Here is a 19,541-nt window from a genome sequence, read left to right on the forward strand (position 1 = left end):
CATGTATGGAACGCCAACCTGGCGACCCAGCAGGATGTGCTCACGAGTCTGAGGCATAGGGCCGTCAGTTGCAGCAACAACCAGGATAGCGCCGTCCATCTGTGCAGCACCGGTGATCATATTTTTCACGTAGTCGGCGTGCCCTGGGCAGTCAACGTGCGCGTAGTGACGAGTCGGGGTGTCATATTCAACGTGAGAAGTGTTGATGGTGATACCACGAGCTTTTTCTTCTGGTGCGTTATCGATCTGGTCGAATGCGCGTGCAGAACCGCCGTAGGTTTTAGCCAGAACGGTAGTGATTGCTGCAGTCAGGGTAGTTTTACCGTGGTCAACGTGGCCGATAGTACCAACGTTAACGTGCGGTTTGTTACGTTCAAATTTTTCTTTAGACACGGCTATATTCCTTACTCTTGTGCTCTCCCTTCAAAGAGAGAGCACGGGATCATTGTGTTTAAACCAGTGGCTTATTTGCCACGAGCTTCAATAACGGCCAGGGCCACGTTATTCGGCGCATCATCGTACTTCAGGAATTCCATGGAGTAAGATGCACGGCCTTTGGTCAGTGAACGCAGCTGAGTTGCATAACCGAACATTTCGGAAAGCGGAACTTCAGCATGAATCACAACGCCAGTAGCGTTAGATTCTTGGCCTTTCAGCATACCACGACGGCGGCTAAGGTCACCGATGACGTCACCAGTGTTCTCTTCCGGAGTCTCTACTTCAACCTTCATGATCGGTTCAAGCAGGACTGGTTTCGCTTTCTTAAAGCCATCTTTAAAGGCAATAGAAGCGGCCAGTTTAAACGCCAGCTCGGAGGAGTCAACGTCATGGTAAGAACCGAAGTGCAGACGCACGCCCAGATCGACTACCGGGTAACCGGCCAGTGGACCAGACTTCAGCTGTTCCTGGATGCCTTTGTCAATCGCGCCGATGAATTCACCAGGAATTACACCACCTTTGATTTCGTTGACAAACTCATACCCTTTCGGATTTGTGCCAGGTTCTAATGGGTACATGTCGATCACAACGTGACCATACTGACCGCGACCACCAGACTGCTTAGCGTGTTTACCTTCAACATCGGTAACTTTAGCGCGGATAGCTTCACGGTATGCAACCTGCGGCTTACCGACGTTAGCTTCAACGTTAAATTCACGACGCATACGGTCAACCAGGATATCCAGGTGAAGTTCACCCATACCTGCGATGATTGTCTGGCCAGACTCTTCATCAGTCCAAACGCGGAATGATGGGTCTTCTTTTGCCAGACGGCCCAGAGCCAGACCCATTTTTTCCTGGTCAGCTTTGGTTTTTGGTTCTACCGCAACGGAGATTACCGGCTCAGGGAATTCCATGCGTTCCAGGATAATCACGTTATCCGGATCACACAGGGTATCACCTGTAGTCACGTCTTTCAGACCGATCGCAGCAGCGATATCGCCCGCACGAACTTCTTTGATTTCTTCACGCTTGTTAGCGTGCATCTGAACGATACGACCCAGACGTTCACGCTGAGATTTCACTGGGTTAAATACAGTGTCACCTGAGTTGACGAGACCGGAATAAACACGGAAGAACGTCAAGTTACCCACGAATGGGTCAGTAGCGATTTTGAACGCCAGAGCAGAGAACGGCTCTGAATCGTCAGAATGGCGAACTGCCGGAGTGTCTTTACCGTCGTCCAACAGGCCGTTGATAGCTTCAACGTCAGTTGGTGCTGGCAGATACTCAACAACAGCATCCAGCATTGCCTGTACGCCTTTGTTTTTAAACGCAGAACCACAGGTAACCAGGATGATTTCGTTGTTCAGAACGCGCTTACGCAGAGAAGTTTTGATCTCTTCTTCAGTCAGCTCTTCGCCACCAAAGAATTTCTCCATCAGCTCATCAGAGCCTTCAGCAGCGGCTTCAACCAGTTTCTGACGCCATTCTTCAGCCAGTTCTTGCATGTTGGCAGGGATTTCTTCGTATTCGAAGGTAACGCCCTGATCAGCTTCGTTCCAGTTGATAGCTTTCATCTTCACCAGGTCAACAACACCGGTGAATTTCTCTTCCGCGCCGATTGCCAGTTGCAGTGGCACCGGAGTTGCGCCCAGACGTTTTTCAATCTGGTCAACAACTTTCAGGAAGTTAGCACCCATACGGTCCATTTTGTTAACGAACGCGATACGAGGAACTTTATATTTGTTTGCCTGACGCCATACGGTCTCAGACTGTGGCTGAACACCGCCAACAGCACAGTAAACCATTACCGCGCCATCAAGAACACGCATGGAACGTTCTACTTCGATGGTGAAGTCAACGTGCCCTGGGGTGTCAATGATGTTGATGTGGTGTGGTTCGAACTGCTTAGCCATACCTGACCAGAAACAGGTGGTGGCAGCGGACGTGATGGTAATACCACGTTCCTGTTCCTGCTCCATCCAGTCCATGGTGGCTGCGCCATCATGAACTTCACCGATTTTGTGGTTTACACCGGTGTAGAACAGAACACGTTCGGTAGTGGTTGTCTTACCGGCGTCGATGTGAGCACTGATACCAATGTTACGGTAGCGCTCAATGGGTGTTTTACGAGCCATTTGATTCCTCTATAACTAGGACGTTCAAGTTCAGTTAACCCAAGCGGGTTGGCTTCTTGAAGCGCCCGCTTGGTTAGCATAACTACTGCTAAGTGATTACCAGCGGTAGTGGGCGAACGCCTTGTTGGCTTCAGCCATACGGTGAACGTCTTCACGTTTCTTAACTGCAGTACCTTTGTTCTCTGCAGCATCAGAAAGTTCGTTCGCCAGGCGGAGAGCCATGGATTTATCACCGCGTTTACGAGCAGCTTCAACGATCCAACGCATTGCCAGAGCATTACGACGAACCGGACGGACTTCAACTGGAACCTGATAAGTAGAACCACCTACGCGGCGGGACTTAACTTCGACAGTCGGACGAACGTTGTCCAGTGCGACTTCGAAAGCTTCCAGGTGGCCTTTACCGCTACGTTGAGCCAGGGTCTCAAGAGCAGTGTAGACGATTGCTTCTGCAGTAGATTTTTTACCATCTACCATCAGAATGTTGACGAATTTTGCCAGCAGTTCGGATCCGAACTTAGGATCTGGCAGGATTTTACGTTGACCAATGACGCGACGACGTGGCATGGAAATACTCCGTTGTTAATTCAGGATTGTCCAAAACTCTAAGAGTTTATTTTGACAGTAAAGTGAAAATGTTTGGCCTTACTTAACGGAGAACCATTAAGACTTCGGCTTTTTAACGCCGTATTTAGAACGAGATTGCTTACGATCCTTAACGCCTGAACAGTCCAGTGCGCCACGGACGGTGTGATAACGCACACCTGGCAAGTCTTTTACACGACCGCCACGGATCAGGATCACGGAGTGTTCCTGCAGGTTGTGACCTTCACCGCCGATGTAGGAGGTAACTTCAAAACCGTTAGTCAAACGCACACGGCAGACTTTACGCAGTGCGGAGTTTGGTTTTTTAGGAGTGGTGGTATATACACGAGTACATACGCCACGTTTCTGCGGGCAAGCTTCCAGCGCTGGAACGTTGCTTTTAGCAACCTTCGTAGAGCGTGGTTTGCGTACCAGCTGATTAATTGTTGCCATTAAAAAGCTCCTGGATTTTGGTTCATAAACTACTTTGTAAACGCGTGATAAATCGCCCCATAAAAAGCATTAGCTAATATGGGGACGCAGAATTTTAGGGCTGACCTAAGAGGGTGTCAAGAAATATACAGCACATCGTTGTTTCACCATGCTGTTTGCTGGGCATGTTTCTCAGTCAGCGCGACGAAACCAGTATAGTCGATCAATGTGATTCTGTGTGAAATTTGACCAACCAGACCACGAGCCGCCAAATCTTCGCTTAAAACATAAATGGACTGCACATGCTGACTCATCAGGTTGCATGCCTCACTGCCATCAAGTGCAGCCAGCACGCCATCCTGCATCAGCAGAAGCGCATCGTCCTGGGCGATCATGTGAATAAGCAATGAAAAATCACAATGTTGCGGGGAATTGGCAAGAGTAAAAAGCATGGAGTTTCCTGATTTAAAACGTCATTACCACATCATATTCGGCCAGCCGCTGGCGAATTTCAGTCACGGGCAACGGCTCAACATCCAGAACCCATTCATGGCCAGCCGACAGGCCCCGTGTCTTTAATGACTCTTCACAAACGAAACACTGATCGACATCGTAAAGAGATAACACACCGAACGTGGCAATATAATTACGCGCCAAAATTTTTTCCGGCTGCTGCGCTGGCATTAACTGGAAAACACCATCAGCAATGAAAAATACACCAATATCTTCGGTCAGCGCTGACGTTGCCAGCAACGCATCCAGCCCTTCCCGTCCTGCAGACGTTCCGTGCGGACCCTGGGTGAATACAAACGCGATCTTCTTCATTATTGCTCCCTGCATTCACACATCAGAACTGCACCAGACGATCGCAGGTCAACGAAGCTTCAGCCAGACTGCCCAGTCCGGTCAGGGTAAAACCCGGCTGCAAGTTAGTCTGCCCGTGCCCCTGATTATGGGCTTCTGTTTCATCTATCACACCGCGGCGTAATGCGGCAGCGACGCACACATTGAGTGCCACCTGGTAATCTGCCGCCATGCGCTGCCAGGATCGGACTAAATCGAATTCATCGGATGCCGGCGCGGAAAGCAAATTACCATTGAGCACACCTTCACGATAAAAAAACACGCTGTCGAGATGATGACCGCTGGCGATCAGCGCCAGTGCAAACTGATACGCGGCACTGGCTTGCTGAGTGCCGTATGCAGGGCCGGTGACCAGCAGGCAGTAACGCAGTTTCAACGTTCGTTCCCCACCAGATCACCGCTTTTAAACTGGCGGATATACAGGTAGACCGTGTGCTTAGAAATGTTGAGGCGATCCGCAACCTGATTAATCGCGTCTTTGATATCAAAAATACCCTTTTCATAAAGATTCAGAACCACCTGACGGTTCTTCGCATTGTTAGATACGTTGCGGTCAGCGTTGACTTCTTCAATGGTGAATTCCAGCGTCTGAGCCACCAGATCGTCTACGGATGACGCGAAGTTAACGGACGATGCCACTTCCTGCGTCTCAGGCGGCATAAAGGTCTGAATGATTTGCGAGAAAGGTACGTCAAGATTCATGTTGATGCACAGTAAGCCAATCACGCGTTGCTCACGGTTGCGAATAGCGATGGTGACGGATTTCATCAACACACCACTTTTCGCGCGGGTGAAATAAGCTTTGGACACATTACTGTCCGCACCGGTCATGTCATGCAACATGCGCAGCGCTAAATCCGTAATTGGCGAGCCGATTTTACGACCAGTATGCTCACCATTAGCAATACGGACCGCTGAACATTTCAGGTCTTCCAGTGAATGCAGAACAATTTCGCAATGCTCACCGATCAGCATCGCAAGCCCGTCCACCACGGCCTCGTATGAAGACAAAATCTCATGATCGACCTGGCTGAACGGACGTTGGTCCAGCAAATCCAGTTCACCGGTTTCGCCAGTTATAAGCGAATTAGACATCGAAGCTACCACCCTCTCTATCGCGCCTTCCAACGGGAGTCAGGACGCATTATTCATCATTCCACGGTCGTTACTGTATCAAAGACACAGAAAAAACGGCCTTACGATTATATGGATCTGTGACGTTATGCCGGGGAAACAAAAGCGTCAAGTTATCATCATAGAGTAACCTCAATAAAATGAAGGACAGGCGGCAAGAAAAGTGAGAGGCGAAAAAAAACCGCCGCATTTAGCGACGGTTTTCTGCAACAGCTCAGCAGCAACTTAGTTTGCTTTTGGTGCTGCTTCAGCAGGTTTTTCAGCTGCTTTCGGGTCAGCCTTAGGTGCCGCTTTCACATCCAGCAGTTCAACATCGAACACCAGAGTGGAGTTAGCCGGGATCCCCGGAACGCCAGTTTTACCGTAGGCCAGTGCCGGTGGGATGACCAGCTTGATTTTGCCACCTTTCTTGATGTGTTTCAGGCCTTCAGTCCAGCCAGGAATTACACCGTCCAGACGGAAGGACAGCGGCTCACCGCGGGTATAAGAATTATCAAACTCTGTACCGTCGGTCAGGGTACCTTTGTAGTTAACGACAACGGTATCGCTGTCTTTAGGCGCTGCGCCGGCACCTGGTTTTTCAACCTGATACAACAGACCTGACTCAGTTTTCTTCACGCCTTTTTCTTTGGCGAAATCAGCACGGAATTTGTCGCCTTTGTCAGCGTTAGCTTTCGCGTCCTGCTCCATCTTAGCCTGTGCTGATGCTTTCACACGGCCTTCGAAGGTTTGCAGAGTCTGCTCGATCTCCTGATCAGACAGTTTGCTTTTGTTCGCGAACGCATCCTGAACACCGGCGATCAACTGGTCTTTATCCAGTTTGATGCCCAGCTTTTCTTGCTCTTTCAGGGAGTTGTCCATGTAGCGACCCAGCGATGCACCCAGAGCATACGCAGCCTGCTCATCATCACTTTTGAATTTGGCCGTATCTGTTGCTGCCGGAGCAGTTGCAGCAGGGGCAGCGGCTGGCGCAGTTGCAGCAGCGGCCGGTGCTGTGGCTTCAGCAGCCATAACCTGAGTGGCATTCAGGGCGATAGCCATGGTGGTTGCCAGCAGAGTTACTTTAAACAGTGATTTCATCCATTTCTCCAGGACCAGAAATCTGTGACCTCTGGTAATAATTACGAAAGTTCGGCGGTTACTATAACTGTCCGTCTCACGACAAAACAATCTCTATACACGCCATTAGCGTCTTATTCCGACCTTTTTTACATCAATAAGTTTCGTCACACGATCGGGATATACGGATAAAGCGTCAGGGAGGTCAGGTAATCCTGCGGCTTTACGGGTAGAATCGCCGGTCTACAATACAGGATGAGGTTCAGGTCAGTGCACAACATGATCAACACGAGCCATACAGTGAGGTAATGATGATGAACTCAAATACCATTGAACAACGTCTGGAGATGCTGGAAAACAAACTGGCTTTCCAGGAAATTACCATTGAAGAGCTGAACATGATTGTCACACAGCATCAGTTGGAAATGAGCAGACTGCACGATCACCTGCGCCTGCTGACAGACAAACTGCGTGCCAGCCAGCCATCAATGATAGCCGATCAGTCGGAAGAAACGCCGCCACCGCATTATTGATACGGATTGCGACGCAACAAAAAGGCGCCCTTGCGGCGCCTTTCGTTTATATCACTGTGCGGGCGATTAATGACAACCGCAGCCGCCGTTACCGCCGCAACCACCTTTCTTACCGTGGTCATGGTCATGGTCGTGATCATGGCTGTGACCGTGACCACCGCAGCAACCGTCACCGTGTTCATGGTCGTGATCATGATCGTGGCCGTGTTCGCCATGAACATGGCCATGAGCCAGTTCTTCTTCGGTCGCTTCACGGATTGCCACCACTTCAACGTGGAAGTTCAGGTTCTGGCCAGCCAGCATGTGGTTGCCATCAACCACAACGTGGTCGCCATCAACTTCAGTGATTTCGACAGGAACCGGGCCCTGATCGGTATCAGCCAGGAAACGCATACCGACTTCCAGCTCATCAACACCCATGAACACGTCTTTAGGCACGCGCTGAACCAGGTTGTCGTCGTAGTTGCCGTAAGCATCGTTCGCGCCAACATGTACGTCAAATACGTCACCAATTGCATGACCATCAAGTGCAGTTTCCAGACCGGAGATCAGGGAACCATGGCCGTGCAGGTAATCCAACGGTGCGCTCACCGGAGATTCATCAACCAACACACCGTCTTCTGTACGTACCTGATATGCCACGCTGACGACCAGGTCTTTTGCTACTTTCATGATAACTCCTACCGTTGGAAACTCAATTTGTTGTCTGCGGGCGTTGCATAACGCACGCAACTTCGCTTAAGGCTAATTCAGTGACGGCCACTTTTCGATGAGATCATCCTGAAAAGCGCGATCGGATAAATTTGGCGAAGAGTGTAGCGGAAATCCGCGTCTCTGTACTACCAGCATAAAAAAACACGAGCCATAACGCTACTTCGGTTCGAAAATACCAATCACCTGCTCTTCCGGGCGAAGCTTCTTGCTGACCTGCGCGTCAGTCTGACGCTGATGGTGTCCGCACTTGACACACTCCACCACTTCAACCTGATCTTCCTGCCATAAAGCCAGTGTATCCATCGCCTTACATTTCGGACACACCGCACCAGCGATGAACCGTTTACGGGTTGTAGCCATGTTACTTCTCCTGAAATTTCCGATATTGCGTCCGGTCAGTTTTCGATCAACCACCGAAATTATTTTTCTGCTACCGGGCTATTCGTCATCGTCCCAGCCATCAAGCTGGCGACGTTCGTTATGCATTTCACTCTGAAAGATGTCTTCCAGCTCTCGCCGGGCCTCTTTCACGCGGGAAATCTGCGCAACGTCGCCGCGGTTTTGCGGCACAAGTTCACGCAACATCCGCATGTCGAGCCGGCGAAAATGTTGCTGCGCGCGATACGCACTGTGCGGATGCATGCCCAGCGTCACGAGTGCTTTCTTCCCAAGCTCCAGCGCACTAGAAAACGTCTCGCGGGAAAAATTCACTACGCCGGCCTGCAAAAGCTCATGCGCTTCCACACGGCCACGGGCACGCGCCAGAATATTCAGATGTGGAAAATGCTGCTGGCATAAATGCACGATAGCCATCGTATCTTCCGGCTCATTGGAGGTAATAACGATCGACTTTGCCTTTTCCGCGCCGGACGCCCTGAGTAACTCCAGTTCGGTTGCATCGCCGTAATAGACTTTGTAGCCGTAAGTTCGCATCAACCCGACGGCGCTGATATCACGCTCCAGCACCGTAATGCGCATTTTGTTCGCCATCAGCAAACGTCCGATCACCTGCCCGAAACGCCCGAACCCGACAATAATCACCTGCGGTTCGTCATCCTGAACAAAATGCTTTTCGTCGCTTTCTTCGCCGTCGTTGTAGCGTCGCACCAGAATCCGGTCAACCCACTGCATCAGCAGCGGCGTGGTCATCATTGATAACGTCACCACCACCAGCAACAGCGAAAGCTGCGACGAAGAAATCACTTTCTGCGCGCCCGCCGCCGAGAACAGCACGAAAGCAAATTCACCGCCCTGACTGAGCACGGCGGAAAATTGCAGCCGGACCGAGGTGCGCAGACCAAATACACGGGACAGCCCGTACAACAAGGCACCTTTTACAGTCACCAGAACAATCACGCCCGCCAGCACCAGCAAAATATGGGTATAAAGCACGCCCAGATTCAGCGCCATGCCGACAGAAATAAAGAACAGCCCGAGCAGTAAACCCTTAAATGGCTCGATAGCGATTTCCAGTTCGTGCTGATATTCACTTTCAGCCAGTAAAATCCCGGCGATGAATGTCCCGAGCGCCATCGAAAAGCCCAGCGTATCCATAAACAGCGCTGAGCCGAGCACCACCAGCAACGCGGCGGCGGTAAACACTTCACGCACGCCGGAGGCCACAATCAGCCGGAAAATCGGCCGCAGCAGATAGCGTCCGCCAATCAACATCCCGCCAAAGGCCAGCACTTTCAGGCCGATCATTTCCCAGTTATTGCTGCCTTCGGAACCCCCCGCCAGAATCGGGATCAGGGCCAGTGCCGGGATCACCGCAATATCCTGGAACAGCAGCACGGCAAAACCCAACTGGCCGCCTTCGTTACGCGTCATGCCTTTATCGCGCATCAGTTGCAGTGCCATCGCCGTGGATGACATCGCCAGCCCGATACCACCAATCACCGCCGCCTGCCAGGAAAACTTCGTGAGATACAACAAACCGCCAAGCACCAGCGCGGTCAGGATCACCTGCCCGGCACCCACGCCAAAGATTTGCCGCCGCAGCGCCCACAACTTACCGGGATTCAGTTCCAGCCCGATGATAAACATCAGGAAAACCACGCCCAGTTCGGAGAAGTGCAGGATCTCATCCACGTCACGGATAAAACCTAAGCCCCACGGACCGATGGCAATGCCCGCCAGCAAATAGCCGAGCACCGCGCCGATACCTAAACGTTGCGCCAGAGGCACAGCGACCACCGCAGCGAATAAAAACAGCAGGATTGCCGTAGGAATACTTGAAACGTCCATCAGACGATCCCCCCATGCGGCAACGGGGATTGCAGCCATTCGCCGTACGCTTCGGCATGGCTCTGCAACACATCAGGTTTCTGACGTCGTGCCCAGTAAATAACGATTGGCGTCATCCAGTGCATATGACACATCGCCGACGTCAGCTCGAACGGACGCATAATATCGGACATCGGATAACGGTTATAACCGCCCGCACGGTATGCGCCTTCCGGCTCGCCGGTGGTAACGACCGAACGCCAGTATTTGCCGTTTAGCGCATTCCCGCCAGCACCGCTGGCAAACCCCCGGGCCAGCACGCGATCCATCCATTCCTTCAATAGCGCCGGGCAACTGTAGGTATAAAGAGGATGCTGAAAGACAATCACTTTGTGTTCACGCAGCAGTTGTTGTTCGCGGTGGATATCAATAAAAAAATCAGGATAGTGGGCGTACAAATCATGCACGGTGACATGCTCAAGTTGCTGTGCCTGCTGTAACAAAACGCGGTTGGCGACTGAATCGGGTGATTCCGGGTGGGCGTACAGCAGCAAAACCTTTGGTGGCTGCGACATCAATACCTCCAAAGCGTCGTCAGGGTGCGGTTTTTCCGTTACCATGCTTCGCAAAGACAAAATGGGACGCGATACGTCTTGTTTAAATCATTATCATGACAATTTAACATACTCTCAACACGGCGCTTTATGATTGTTTTCTCCTCCTTACAAATCCGACGCGGCACTAACGTGCTGCTGGACAACGCGTCTGCGACCATCAATCCCGGCCAGAAAGTCGGGCTGGTGGGCAAAAATGGCTGCGGTAAATCCACCCTGATTTCGCTGCTTAAAGGTGAAATGAGCGCCGATGCAGGCAACCTGACGTTTCCGTCCAACTGGGCGCTGGCCTGGGTCAATCAGGAAACACCCGCTCTGGACCAGCCTGCGATAGAGTATGTTATCGACGGTGACCGCGAATTTCGCCAACTGGAAGCGCAATTGCAGCACGCTAACGAGCGTGATGACGGCCACGCCATCGCCACGCTGCACGGTAAACTCGACGCCATCAACGCCTGGACCATTCCGGCGCGCGCGGCGAGCCTGCTCAGCGGGTTGGGCTTTACTCAGAATCAGTTGCAGCAGCCAGTCAAATCGTTCTCCGGCGGCTGGCGCATGCGTCTCAACCTTGCGCAGGCGCTGATTTGCCGTTCTGATTTACTGCTGCTCGATGAACCGACTAACCACCTGGATCTCGACGCCGTCATCTGGCTGGAGAAATGGCTGAAAAGCTACACCGGCACGCTGGTGCTGATTTCCCATGACCGGGACTTTCTCGATCCGATCATCGATAAAATACTGCATATCGAACAGCAGACGCTGAACGAATACACCGGTAACTACTCGTCTTTCGAACGCCAGCGTGCGACCAAACTGTCGCAACAGCAGGCATTGTTTGAAAGTCAGCAGGAGAAAGTGGCGCATCTGCAAAGTTATATTGACCGTTTCCGTGCGCAGGCGACCAAAGCCAAGCAGGCGCAAAGCCGTATTAAAATGCTGGAACGCATGGAGCTGATAGCCCCGGCGCACGTCGACAATCCTTTTCATTTTAGCTTCCGCTCGCCGGAAAGTTTGCCCGATCCGCTGTTGCGGATGGAAAAAGTCAGCGCCGGTTATGGCGACACCACGATTCTGGAGTCGATCAAACTGAATCTGGTGCCGGGTTCACGTATCGGCTTACTCGGCCGTAACGGGGCCGGGAAGTCCACGCTGATCAAACTGCTGGCTGGCACCATGCCGCCGCTTCACGGTGACATTGGTCTGGCGAAAGGCGTCAAACTCGGTTACTTCGCGCAGCATCAGCTGGAGTTCCTGCGCGCAGAAGATTCACCGCTGCAACATCTGGTACGCCTGGCAAACAAAGAAACCGAACAGCAGTTGCGCGATTATCTCGGCGGATTTGGTTTCCACGGCGATAAAGTGACGGATCCTACCGGGCGATTCTCCGGCGGTGAAAAAGCGCGTCTGGTGCTGGCACTGATTGTCTGGCAGCGCCCTAACCTGCTGTTGCTCGATGAACCGACCAACCACCTGGATCTCGATATGCGTCAGGCGCTGACCGAAGCGCTGATCGACTTCGAGGGCGCGATGGTTGTCGTGTCGCATGACCGCCACTTACTGCGCTCCACCACTGACGATTTGTATCTGGTACACGGCGGCAAAGTGGAACAGTTCGACGGCGATCTGGAAGATTATCAGCAATGGCTGGTGGACATTCAGCGTCAGGAAAGCCAGCAGGACGCACCGGCCAAAGACGGCGGCGTTAACAGCGCGCAGTCGCGTAAAGACCAGAAACGTCGCGAAGCCGATTTCCGCAATCAGACCCAACCGCTGCGTAAGCAAATCACCAAACTTGAAGCGCAGATGGAAAAATTAAGTACAGAACTGGCGACCATTGAAGAGCGTCTGGCTGATTCCGCGATTTACGACAACAGCCGTAAAGCCGATCTCACCGAATGTCTGCAACAGCAGACCAAAGTGAAAGGCGCGCTGGAAGAGACCGAAATGACCTGGCTCGATGCACAGGAACAACTGGAAGACATGTCGAAAGCCTTTGATCTCGACTAGAAGATCGTTCGGTAAGAAATGAGAAAGGCGCCACGACGGCGCCTTTCTTTTGTCTGCAAATCAGTGCCAGATCAGCAATACGCAGGCGGCGGTCAGGATCCCCATCGCGATATTAAAGGTATACCACGCACGCCTGCTGCGCAGCAGGCGGCCAATTACGGTACCGAAGCCAAGCCAGATGATCCCGGATACCAGATTGACCAGGAACATCCCGAGGCTGATACCAGCAATAGAGTGGTTATAGGCGGCACCGGCCAGACTGAAGCTCGCGACCGCGCCCAGCCCCATCAGCCACGCTTTCGGGTTGAGGAATTGCAGCAACCAGCCCTGATACAAGCGGATCGGCCTGGGTGGCGGGGCGCCGGTTTCCAGTTTTTCATAGGCAGATGTCGCAATCTTCCACGCCAGCCACAGCAGATACAGGCTACCGGCGATTTTGAGGAACAGATGTAACGCAGGATAAATCGTGATGAGCCCGCCGACCCCAAACGCCACCAGCAGCAAAATACTTTGCATGCCAAGCATAATGCCGACCATCAGCCAGAGTGAGCGGAAGAACCCGAAGTTAGCGCCAGACGTGGTTAACAACATATTGTTCGGGCCAGGGGTGATAGCGGCGACCCATAAAAATCCGAGCATCGAGAAAAATAAACCAGGTTCCATTTAATTTGGGTTCTCCGACCCGAAAGATGTGCGATAGCATTGAAGCTAACAGCGTGATATTGATCGCACAAGAGTCTCTTAAGAGAAATTTATTCATCTTATGTTTGAATCCTTTCGCCCCCTGCGCGGGGCCAGTAATCCTCACATCCAGACGCTGTTACCGCGGCTCGTTCGGCGGCACGCAAAACTCAAACCTCACTGGCAAAGGCTGGATACGCCGGACGGTGATTTTCTGGATTTAGCCTGGACTGAAGACCCGGAACAGGCGCGACATAAACCACGCATGATCCTGTTTCACGGACTGGAAGGCAGTTTCTTCAGCCCTTACGCCCACGGTCTATTGCAGGCCTGGAAAGACAAAGGCTGGCTCGGCGTCGTGATGCATTTTCGCGGATGCAGCGGTGAACCCAATAAACTGCTACGTATTTACCATTCCGGCGAAACCGAAGACGCCCGTTTTTTCATTCGCTGGCTCAATGAAACTTATGGCGAAGTCCCGACCGGCGCGGTGGGCGTGTCGCTCGGCGGCAATATGCTGGCCTGTTATCTCGGGCAGGAAGGGGAAACGTGTACGCTGAGCGCCGCCGTGGTGGTCTCCGCGCCGCTGATGCTGGAACCTTGCGCTTACCGGCTGGAACAAGGTTCATCACGGATTTATCAGCGCTATCTGCTCGATCAGCTCAAAGGCAATGCCTCGCGCAAACTGGCGAAATATCCGGGCACATTGCCCGTCACGCTGGAACAGCTAAAAGCCATGCGTTACCTTCGTGAATTCGATGACGCCATCACCTCAAAAGCGCACGGATTTACCGACGCGCTGGATTATTACCGCCGGTGCAGCGGCCTGCCGTTACTGGCGCAGATCAGAACGCCGTTGCTGATTATCCACGCCAAAGACGACCCGTTTATGACGCCGGAGGTCATCCCGAAAGCAGAAAATTTACCGGATTGCGTGGAATATCAGTTAACAGAACATGGCGGACATGTCGGGTTTGTTTCCGGCAGCTTACGTCATCCGCAGATGTGGCTGGAACAGCGCATTCCGGCCTGGATCGCCCCGTATTTAGAAAATAAGACTAAGGAAACAACAGAGTGATTATTCCCTGGCAGGAACTGGACGCTGAACTGCTCACCAGCGTGGTGGAATCCTTCGTATTGCGCGAAGGCACCGATTACGGCGAGCAGGAACGATCGCTGGAACAAAAAGTCGATGACGTGAAGCGTCAGCTGAAAAGCGGCGAGGTTGTGCTGGTCTGGTCAGAACTGCATGAAACGCTGAACATTATGCCGCGTGGTCAGTTCCGCGCCGGGCAGGAAGAAACCCCGCAGGACTGGTAACTCACGGCTCCGTCGATGCGGAGCCGTTTTCTTACGCCGTTGCCGAAATACAGGTTCCGGCGTCTCCCGCCAGCACCGCCTCGATCTGATCCAGCGCGCCGATATAGGCCGGATAGCCGCTGTAATTCACAAACGCGCTGACCGCCGCAACTTTGGGGCCCATCGAACCGTCGTTTTGCGCAAAAGGCGCGAGCTGCGCGGGCGTCGCACGACGGATCGCCCGTTGCTGCGGCGTGCCCCAGTGTTCATACACCGCATCGGCATCGGTCAGGATCACCAGCTTTTGCGCCTTCAGTTGACGCGCCAGCAGCGCTGCCGACAAATCCTTGTCGATTACCGCCTGCGCGCCGTTGCCATCTTCAAACACCGGAATGCCGCCACCGCCATTACAAATCACCACGTGCCCGCGCGCCAGCAATTGCTGAATAGCGTCGATATCCACAATCCGCTTAGGCACGGGTGACGCCACCACGCGGCGCAAATAAGCCCCGTCGGCTTTCATTTTCCAGCCATGCAGGTTTTCCAGTTCCTGCTGAGATCCCGGCGGGTACACCGGCCCGATAAATTTTTCGGGAGAGGCAAACGCCGGATCGCGGCTGTCGACTTCAATGCGCGTCAGCACGGTGGACACCTCTGGCATACCCGTCTGCTGCCCGAGCATTTGCGCCAGCATAAACCCGATCATGCCCTGTGTTTCTGCGACCAGAATATCCAGCGGATAGGCGGGCACCTCCGTATACGCCTGATTTTGTAATGACAACAATCCGACCTGGGGTCCGTTGCCGTGAACAATCGCCAGACGGTAGCGCGTCGCCAGCCGCGCCAGCGCACCGGCCACCGTCGCAATATTGCGATACTGATTTTCAGCCGACAGGCATTCGCCACGTTGTAAAAGCGCATTACCGCCCAGTGCGACCACTAAAGTTTCCATGTTTCCTCCTTAAAGAAAGTGTTCCCTGAAAAGCGTCAATGCCAGCCAGACGCCAAGCAGCGTATCGGCACCCGACGTGTGCCCCAGCGCCAGAACCTGCTCTGCGCGCCGGGCACGAATCAGATGCAGCAATGGGGTGGAAAATTGTCTTCTCACCGCATGATGCAGATAGGCGCAACTGAACGATGACGTGAGCGTGCGCAGGTCCGGTGTATGATCAAAAAAGTCACCGACCGGCAACCCGCGCGCCGCACACACCAGCAACATGCCGGTCAGCGTGTCGTCGTGGCTCGGTGTCAGCCCCGCGCCTTTACCCACTACGTTCTGCCAGTCAACGCGATGCCCCTGCAACTGCCGCAATAACTGATGCTGAATATGCGCCAGTTCTCCGCCGGGCGGTTCACGGACAACCTGACGAAGCTCACCGAACAGCCCCGTAAGCTGCGGGCATCCGGCCAGAACACCGTGCACATAGTCGTAAAGCGGCCGCGCGCCTTGTGTTACGTGCAAATCCAGCCTGCGCGCGGGCGGGTTTTCAGCACCCGCCCGCATCACATCGCCCAACGTCAGACGACTGAGTAGCCCTTCAAAATCCCGCGCCCGCAACAGCCATCCCATCGGGCTCAACCCTTTGCCGTATCGATGCAGTGTCAGCCATTCGCCCCGCTCATTGCTCAGGTTGATGGCGCGGGAAAACAAACCAACAACCTGCCAGTCACCGGGACATACCGGTGCGTGAGCGCTGACCGCCAGCGGTGCGGGAATATTCATACCTGAGGATGCACCCCGAGGTGTTCCGCCAGAGCCTCCAGCGCCTGTTCGAAGCAGGCCAGCGGCGCACGTACCGTGCCGGCACCAATCTGACCAATCCCCGGTTCGCGGTGAGCAATGCCGGTGTTAATCAGCGGCGTGATGCCGGTTTCCACCACACGCCGCACATCCAGTCCAAGGCAGGCGCCCTGAAAATCCCAGCCGGGAATTTGCAGCATCATGTTGCGTTCGAGGAAGATTTCCGCCATCTCTTCAGACACGGTGATGGCGGCATCCATCCCGCCCGCGCCGACAAAACGGGTCACACCCGGCGCGGCAATCATCGCTGCGCCGCCGACGCCAAAGGTTTCAGTGATCGCGCTGTCGCCCATGTCCGGGTTGGCATCCTCCTGGCTGTAGCCGCTGAAGAACAATCCCTGCGGCATATTCACCGGTGCGGTAAACCAGCGATCACCGAGGCCGCTGACGCGGATACCAAACTCTTTGCCGTTGCGGGTCATGGCGGTGACGATACTGCCTTTGCCGATGGCCGCACCGGCATCCATCGCCGCCTTGCAGTAAGCCATCGCCAGATTGAGGAAGAACTGATCGGTCGTACTCAGAAAATGCAAAACGTCAGTCAGCGTGGTTTTATCCAGATTGCCTGCCGCCAGTTGCGGTGCCAGCGTACGCATCAGTAACGCCGAAGTGGCGATATTGCGCTGATGGAATTCATCGCCCATCGTAATGCCCTGCGCCATCATCGCCGTTAAATCGATACCGCGCTCGAGACGATGCAACGCGCCACTCAGTGCCGGTGCCAGCACGTCGCGCATCCAGCGCAAACGCATCTGAACATCCGGTCCATAGGCACCGAAACGCATCACCTTGCCGATACCTTCGTTCATGTTGCAGAAAGCACGGTTGCCGTCAGTGAGATTGCCGATCACCAGCACCGGCATGTTCGCCGACGTGATACCGCCCATCGGCCCGACCGCACTGACGTGATGGCAAGGCACAAACCGGATTTCGCCACTATTCAGCAATTGCAACGCACGTTGTTCATCCTGCGCCCAGCCTTCAAACAGACAGGCGCCGATGCAGGCACCGCGCACCGGGCCGGTCATGTCTTCCCAGCAGACAGGCGGGCCTGCATGCAGCAGGGTTTTTCCCTGATTCAGCACCGGGATCACCTGACGGGCGGGCTGAACATCAAGCCAGTGCGGGCGCGCCTGACGAATGCGTTCGATAACGGCGGTATTGGCCTGTTCGAGGGTATTTTTCATAAGATGTCTCGTTATCCGAAGAGGGGAAGCGGCTCAGCCCAGTTGTTTTAACAAGCTGGCCAGCCGGAGATTGCCACCCGCAACGGGCGACCATGGGTAGTGCACGACCGGCACCGAAGCCGATTGCAAATCCAGCGCAAAACTGCGCAGTCCGGCGTTGATCACCGCGACCTGCGACAACAGCGGGCAAGTTGATGCCGCAGGTGTCACGGCAGTTTGGGTACATAAGGTGTGTGCGAGCAGCGTGGCTTCCGGCAGGGTTTGCACCACCAAAATGCCCGCCTCGCGCAATAGGGCGATTTGCTGCGAACGGCACTGCGGATCCTGCTCACTGCCCGTCACCATGGCGATCACCACCAGCGGCGCATGTCGGGCGCGCTGCGTCATCAGTTGCCTGACAGCCGTTGCCACCGAACCGGCCGGATCGCGCTGCGCGCCATAACCAATGACCACATCCAGCAGCAGCACGCCGGTTTCAGATTTACCGGCCAGCCCGAGAATCAGCTGTTCCCGCGAGGTCGGGTCAATCATCGGATGCGGTTTGCCAACGGTGTAGAAATCGTCGCCCAAATCAATGATGCGGTGTCCGTTGTGGTCAAGCATGGTGCCGTGCTCATGGGCATGATCGGCTTCCACGTCCAGCAGACCGGCCAGCACCATTGCGGCCTCGGCGGCCAGCGTGCCACCGGTAAACAATCCGGCGATTTTTTTACCCGTGACATCAGGTTGTGATGCGGCAACCTGAACCACCCGCGCCAGCAGGCAGGCGATGCGTGCCGCTTCATCGAGGGTCGATGCCAGCCAGACATTGCCGTCACGCGCCTGGCTGACCGGCGCACCGAGAAACAGCGCCACCACTGGCTTACGAATAGCTTTCATCGCTGCCATCACTTTCAGGCGAACGGCATCTGCCGGGGGTTTGGAGACAAAGGCCAGCACCTGACTTTGCGGATCCTCCGCCAGCATCTTCAGCGACGTCAGCGCACTGATGCCGCCGACCTGCGCGGAAAGATCGCGTCCTCCGAGGCCGATAGCCTGCGAAATGCCCTGTCCGTTCAGCGCAATTTGCGACGTCAGTTCCTGAATGCCGGTACCGGATGCGCCGACCACGCCAATCACGCCTTGCGGCAACACATTGGCAAACGCCAGCGGTGCACCGGCAATAATGGCGGTGCCGCAATCCGGCCCCATCACCAGCAACCCTTTCTCACAGGCTTTTTGTTTAAGCGCGATTTCGTCTTCCAGCGTGACGTTATCAGAGAAAATCATCACGTTGCGGCCACTGTCGAGCGCCTGATGCGCCAGCCCGGCGGCATACTCGCCCGCAATGGAAATCAGCATCAGATTAGCGTCAGGAAGGCGTTGTTCCGCGCTGGAAAAACGGCGCGCTACCGGCAGAGATCGCCCGCCGCGTTGCCCGGCTGACATGGCTTTTAAGGCGTCTTCAAGCTGTGCGGTAATCGCAGCAATAATGCCTGCATCGCGACTTTCGCTACGCACCGCCACACAGATATCATTCGGCGTCGCCTGTTCAAAACAGGCATGCCAGAAACCGGTGGCTTCTAATAACGCTTTATTGGCGGGTGTCCCCATCATCACCGATACATCGTCAACGTCCGGTGATTCACTGAGCTGGCGGGAAATAATCATCAGGCTGACGGAATCCTGAAAACTTCCTTTTTTAATACAGGCGTGGATCATCTGCTTCCCTTATATTTTCAGACGGTGAGGCGCAGGCTACGCAGAAATAAAACCTCGCAAGGTGAACTGGCTCACACTTGATTTATTGTCAGGTTTAATTAAATAACCACGCTGATTTACATGTG

The 19,541-nt window shown here is 54.0% G+C and carries 22 protein-coding genes; 4 read left to right on the forward strand and 18 right to left on the reverse strand.

The window, feature by feature from the left end:
• The 9 genes from EX31_RS04435 to fkpA form a co-directional block, all read right to left on the reverse strand.
• A partial coding sequence (locus tag EX31_RS04435; RefSeq protein ID WP_037033599.1) for a GTP-binding protein occupies positions 1–393 on the reverse strand: 393 nt, incomplete at its 3' end.
• 71 nt (positions 394–464) lie between these two features.
• On the reverse strand, positions 465–2,579 hold the full coding sequence (gene fusA / locus EX31_RS04440) for an elongation factor G (RefSeq protein ID WP_013573669.1): 2,115 nt from the start codon (positions 2,577–2,579) through the stop codon (positions 465–467).
• A gap of 96 nt (positions 2,580–2,675) precedes the next feature.
• Positions 2,676–3,146, reverse strand: coding sequence for a 30S ribosomal protein S7 (gene rpsG, locus EX31_RS04445; protein ID WP_005969574.1), 471 nt, complete (start codon positions 3,144–3,146; stop codon positions 2,676–2,678).
• A gap of 96 nt (positions 3,147–3,242) precedes the next feature.
• Positions 3,243–3,617, reverse strand: coding sequence for a 30S ribosomal protein S12 (rpsL, locus tag EX31_RS04450; RefSeq protein ID WP_013573668.1), 375 nt, complete (start codon positions 3,615–3,617; stop codon positions 3,243–3,245).
• Between the two features lie 143 nt (positions 3,618–3,760).
• Positions 3,761–4,048, reverse strand: coding sequence for a sulfurtransferase complex subunit TusB (tusB, locus tag EX31_RS04455; RefSeq protein WP_037033604.1), 288 nt, complete (start codon positions 4,046–4,048; stop codon positions 3,761–3,763).
• A 13-nt stretch (positions 4,049–4,061) separates the two neighbouring features.
• Positions 4,062–4,421 carry a sulfurtransferase complex subunit TusC gene (gene tusC / locus EX31_RS04460; RefSeq protein WP_013573666.1) on the reverse strand — a complete coding sequence of 120 codons (360 nt, stop codon included), beginning with the start codon at positions 4,419–4,421 and terminating at the stop codon, positions 4,062–4,064.
• 22 nt (positions 4,422–4,443) lie between these two features.
• The gene (tusD, locus tag EX31_RS04465; RefSeq protein ID WP_013573665.1) at positions 4,444–4,836 is read right to left on the reverse strand and encodes a sulfurtransferase complex subunit TusD; all 393 of its coding nucleotides are present in this window, start codon (positions 4,834–4,836) and stop codon (positions 4,444–4,446) included.
• Positions 4,833–5,555, reverse strand: a complete 723-nt coding sequence (locus EX31_RS04470) for a helix-turn-helix transcriptional regulator (RefSeq protein WP_013573664.1) — start codon at positions 5,553–5,555, stop codon at positions 4,833–4,835. The genes tusD and EX31_RS04470 overlap by 4 nt, the downstream gene beginning before the upstream one ends.
• A 264-nt stretch (positions 5,556–5,819) precedes the next feature.
• Entirely contained in the window at positions 5,820–6,674 is an 855-nt protein-coding gene (gene fkpA / locus EX31_RS04475) for an FKBP-type peptidyl-prolyl cis-trans isomerase (RefSeq protein ID WP_037033606.1), read from the reverse strand.
• Positions 6,675–6,967: 293 nt separating this feature from the next.
• Here fkpA and EX31_RS04480 point away from each other — a divergent pair, with 293 nt between their 5' ends.
• A complete protein-coding gene (locus EX31_RS04480) occupies positions 6,968–7,186 on the forward strand; it encodes a protein SlyX (RefSeq protein WP_014411533.1) in 219 nt (72 codons plus the stop codon).
• Between the two features lie 66 nt (positions 7,187–7,252).
• Here the strand turns inward: EX31_RS04480 and slyD are convergent, their stop codons facing one another.
• From slyD to kefG, 4 genes are all read right to left on the reverse strand, one after another.
• Positions 7,253–7,858, reverse strand: a complete 606-nt coding sequence (slyD, locus tag EX31_RS04485; protein ID WP_037033610.1) for a peptidylprolyl isomerase — start codon at positions 7,856–7,858, stop codon at positions 7,253–7,255.
• 198 nt (positions 7,859–8,056) lie between these two features.
• On the reverse strand, positions 8,057–8,260 hold the full coding sequence (locus tag EX31_RS04490; protein ID WP_037033611.1) for a YheV family putative zinc ribbon protein: 204 nt from the start codon (positions 8,258–8,260) through the stop codon (positions 8,057–8,059).
• A 78-nt stretch (positions 8,261–8,338) separates the two neighbouring features.
• Positions 8,339–10,147 (reverse strand): glutathione-regulated potassium-efflux system protein KefB, encoded by a 1,809-nt coding sequence (gene kefB, locus EX31_RS04495; RefSeq protein ID WP_013573659.1) that lies wholly within the window; start codon positions 10,145–10,147, stop codon positions 8,339–8,341.
• Positions 10,147–10,701: a glutathione-regulated potassium-efflux system ancillary protein KefG gene (gene kefG, locus EX31_RS04500; RefSeq protein WP_014411531.1), complete on the reverse strand. Its 555-nt coding sequence runs from the start codon at positions 10,699–10,701 to the stop codon at positions 10,147–10,149. The genes kefB and kefG overlap by 1 nt, the downstream gene beginning before the upstream one ends.
• Positions 10,702–10,830: 129 nt before the next feature.
• On the opposite strand from kefG, the gene EX31_RS04505 reads away from it, so the two are divergent.
• The gene (locus tag EX31_RS04505; protein WP_013573657.1) at positions 10,831–12,747 is read left to right on the forward strand and encodes an ABC transporter ATP-binding protein; all 1,917 of its coding nucleotides are present in this window, start codon (positions 10,831–10,833) and stop codon (positions 12,745–12,747) included.
• Between the two features lie 60 nt (positions 12,748–12,807).
• Here EX31_RS04505 and EX31_RS04510 read toward each other — a convergent pair whose 3' ends face one another.
• Positions 12,808–13,410: a LysE family translocator gene (locus EX31_RS04510; protein WP_013573656.1), complete on the reverse strand. Its 603-nt coding sequence runs from the start codon at positions 13,408–13,410 to the stop codon at positions 12,808–12,810.
• Positions 13,411–13,510: 100 nt separating this feature from the next.
• Between EX31_RS04510 and EX31_RS04515 the strand changes: the two genes are divergently transcribed.
• The gene (locus tag EX31_RS04515) at positions 13,511–14,506 is read left to right on the forward strand and encodes a hydrolase (RefSeq protein ID WP_037033612.1); all 996 of its coding nucleotides are present in this window, start codon (positions 13,511–13,513) and stop codon (positions 14,504–14,506) included.
• Positions 14,503–14,748: a YheU family protein gene (locus tag EX31_RS04520; protein WP_013573654.1), complete on the forward strand. Its 246-nt coding sequence runs from the start codon at positions 14,503–14,505 to the stop codon at positions 14,746–14,748. The genes EX31_RS04515 and EX31_RS04520 overlap by 4 nt, the downstream gene beginning before the upstream one ends.
• A gap of 31 nt (positions 14,749–14,779) precedes the next feature.
• Here the strand turns inward: EX31_RS04520 and EX31_RS04525 are convergent, their stop codons facing one another.
• The 4 genes from EX31_RS04525 to fdrA are packed head-to-tail and all read right to left on the reverse strand — an operon-like array spanning position 14,780 to position 19,416.
• The gene (locus EX31_RS04525) at positions 14,780–15,679 is read right to left on the reverse strand and encodes a carbamate kinase (RefSeq protein WP_013573653.1); all 900 of its coding nucleotides are present in this window, start codon (positions 15,677–15,679) and stop codon (positions 14,780–14,782) included.
• Positions 15,680–15,688: 9 nt separating this feature from the next.
• On the reverse strand, positions 15,689–16,450 hold the full coding sequence (locus tag EX31_RS04530) for an oxamate carbamoyltransferase subunit AllH family protein (protein WP_037033613.1): 762 nt from the start codon (positions 16,448–16,450) through the stop codon (positions 15,689–15,691).
• The gene (locus EX31_RS04535; protein WP_037033614.1) at positions 16,447–17,715 is read right to left on the reverse strand and encodes a YlbE family protein; all 1,269 of its coding nucleotides are present in this window, start codon (positions 17,713–17,715) and stop codon (positions 16,447–16,449) included. Before EX31_RS04535 ends, EX31_RS04530 begins: the two co-directional genes overlap by 4 nt.
• Before the next feature lie 33 nt (positions 17,716–17,748).
• Positions 17,749–19,416 (reverse strand): acyl-CoA synthetase FdrA, encoded by a 1,668-nt coding sequence (gene fdrA, locus EX31_RS04540; RefSeq protein WP_037033616.1) that lies wholly within the window; start codon positions 19,414–19,416, stop codon positions 17,749–17,751.
• Between the last annotated feature and the right edge of the window lie 125 nt (positions 19,417–19,541).

The organism is Rahnella sp. WP5 (assembly GCF_000745615.1).
Lineage (GTDB): Bacteria > Pseudomonadota > Gammaproteobacteria > Enterobacterales > Enterobacteriaceae > Rahnella > Rahnella aceris.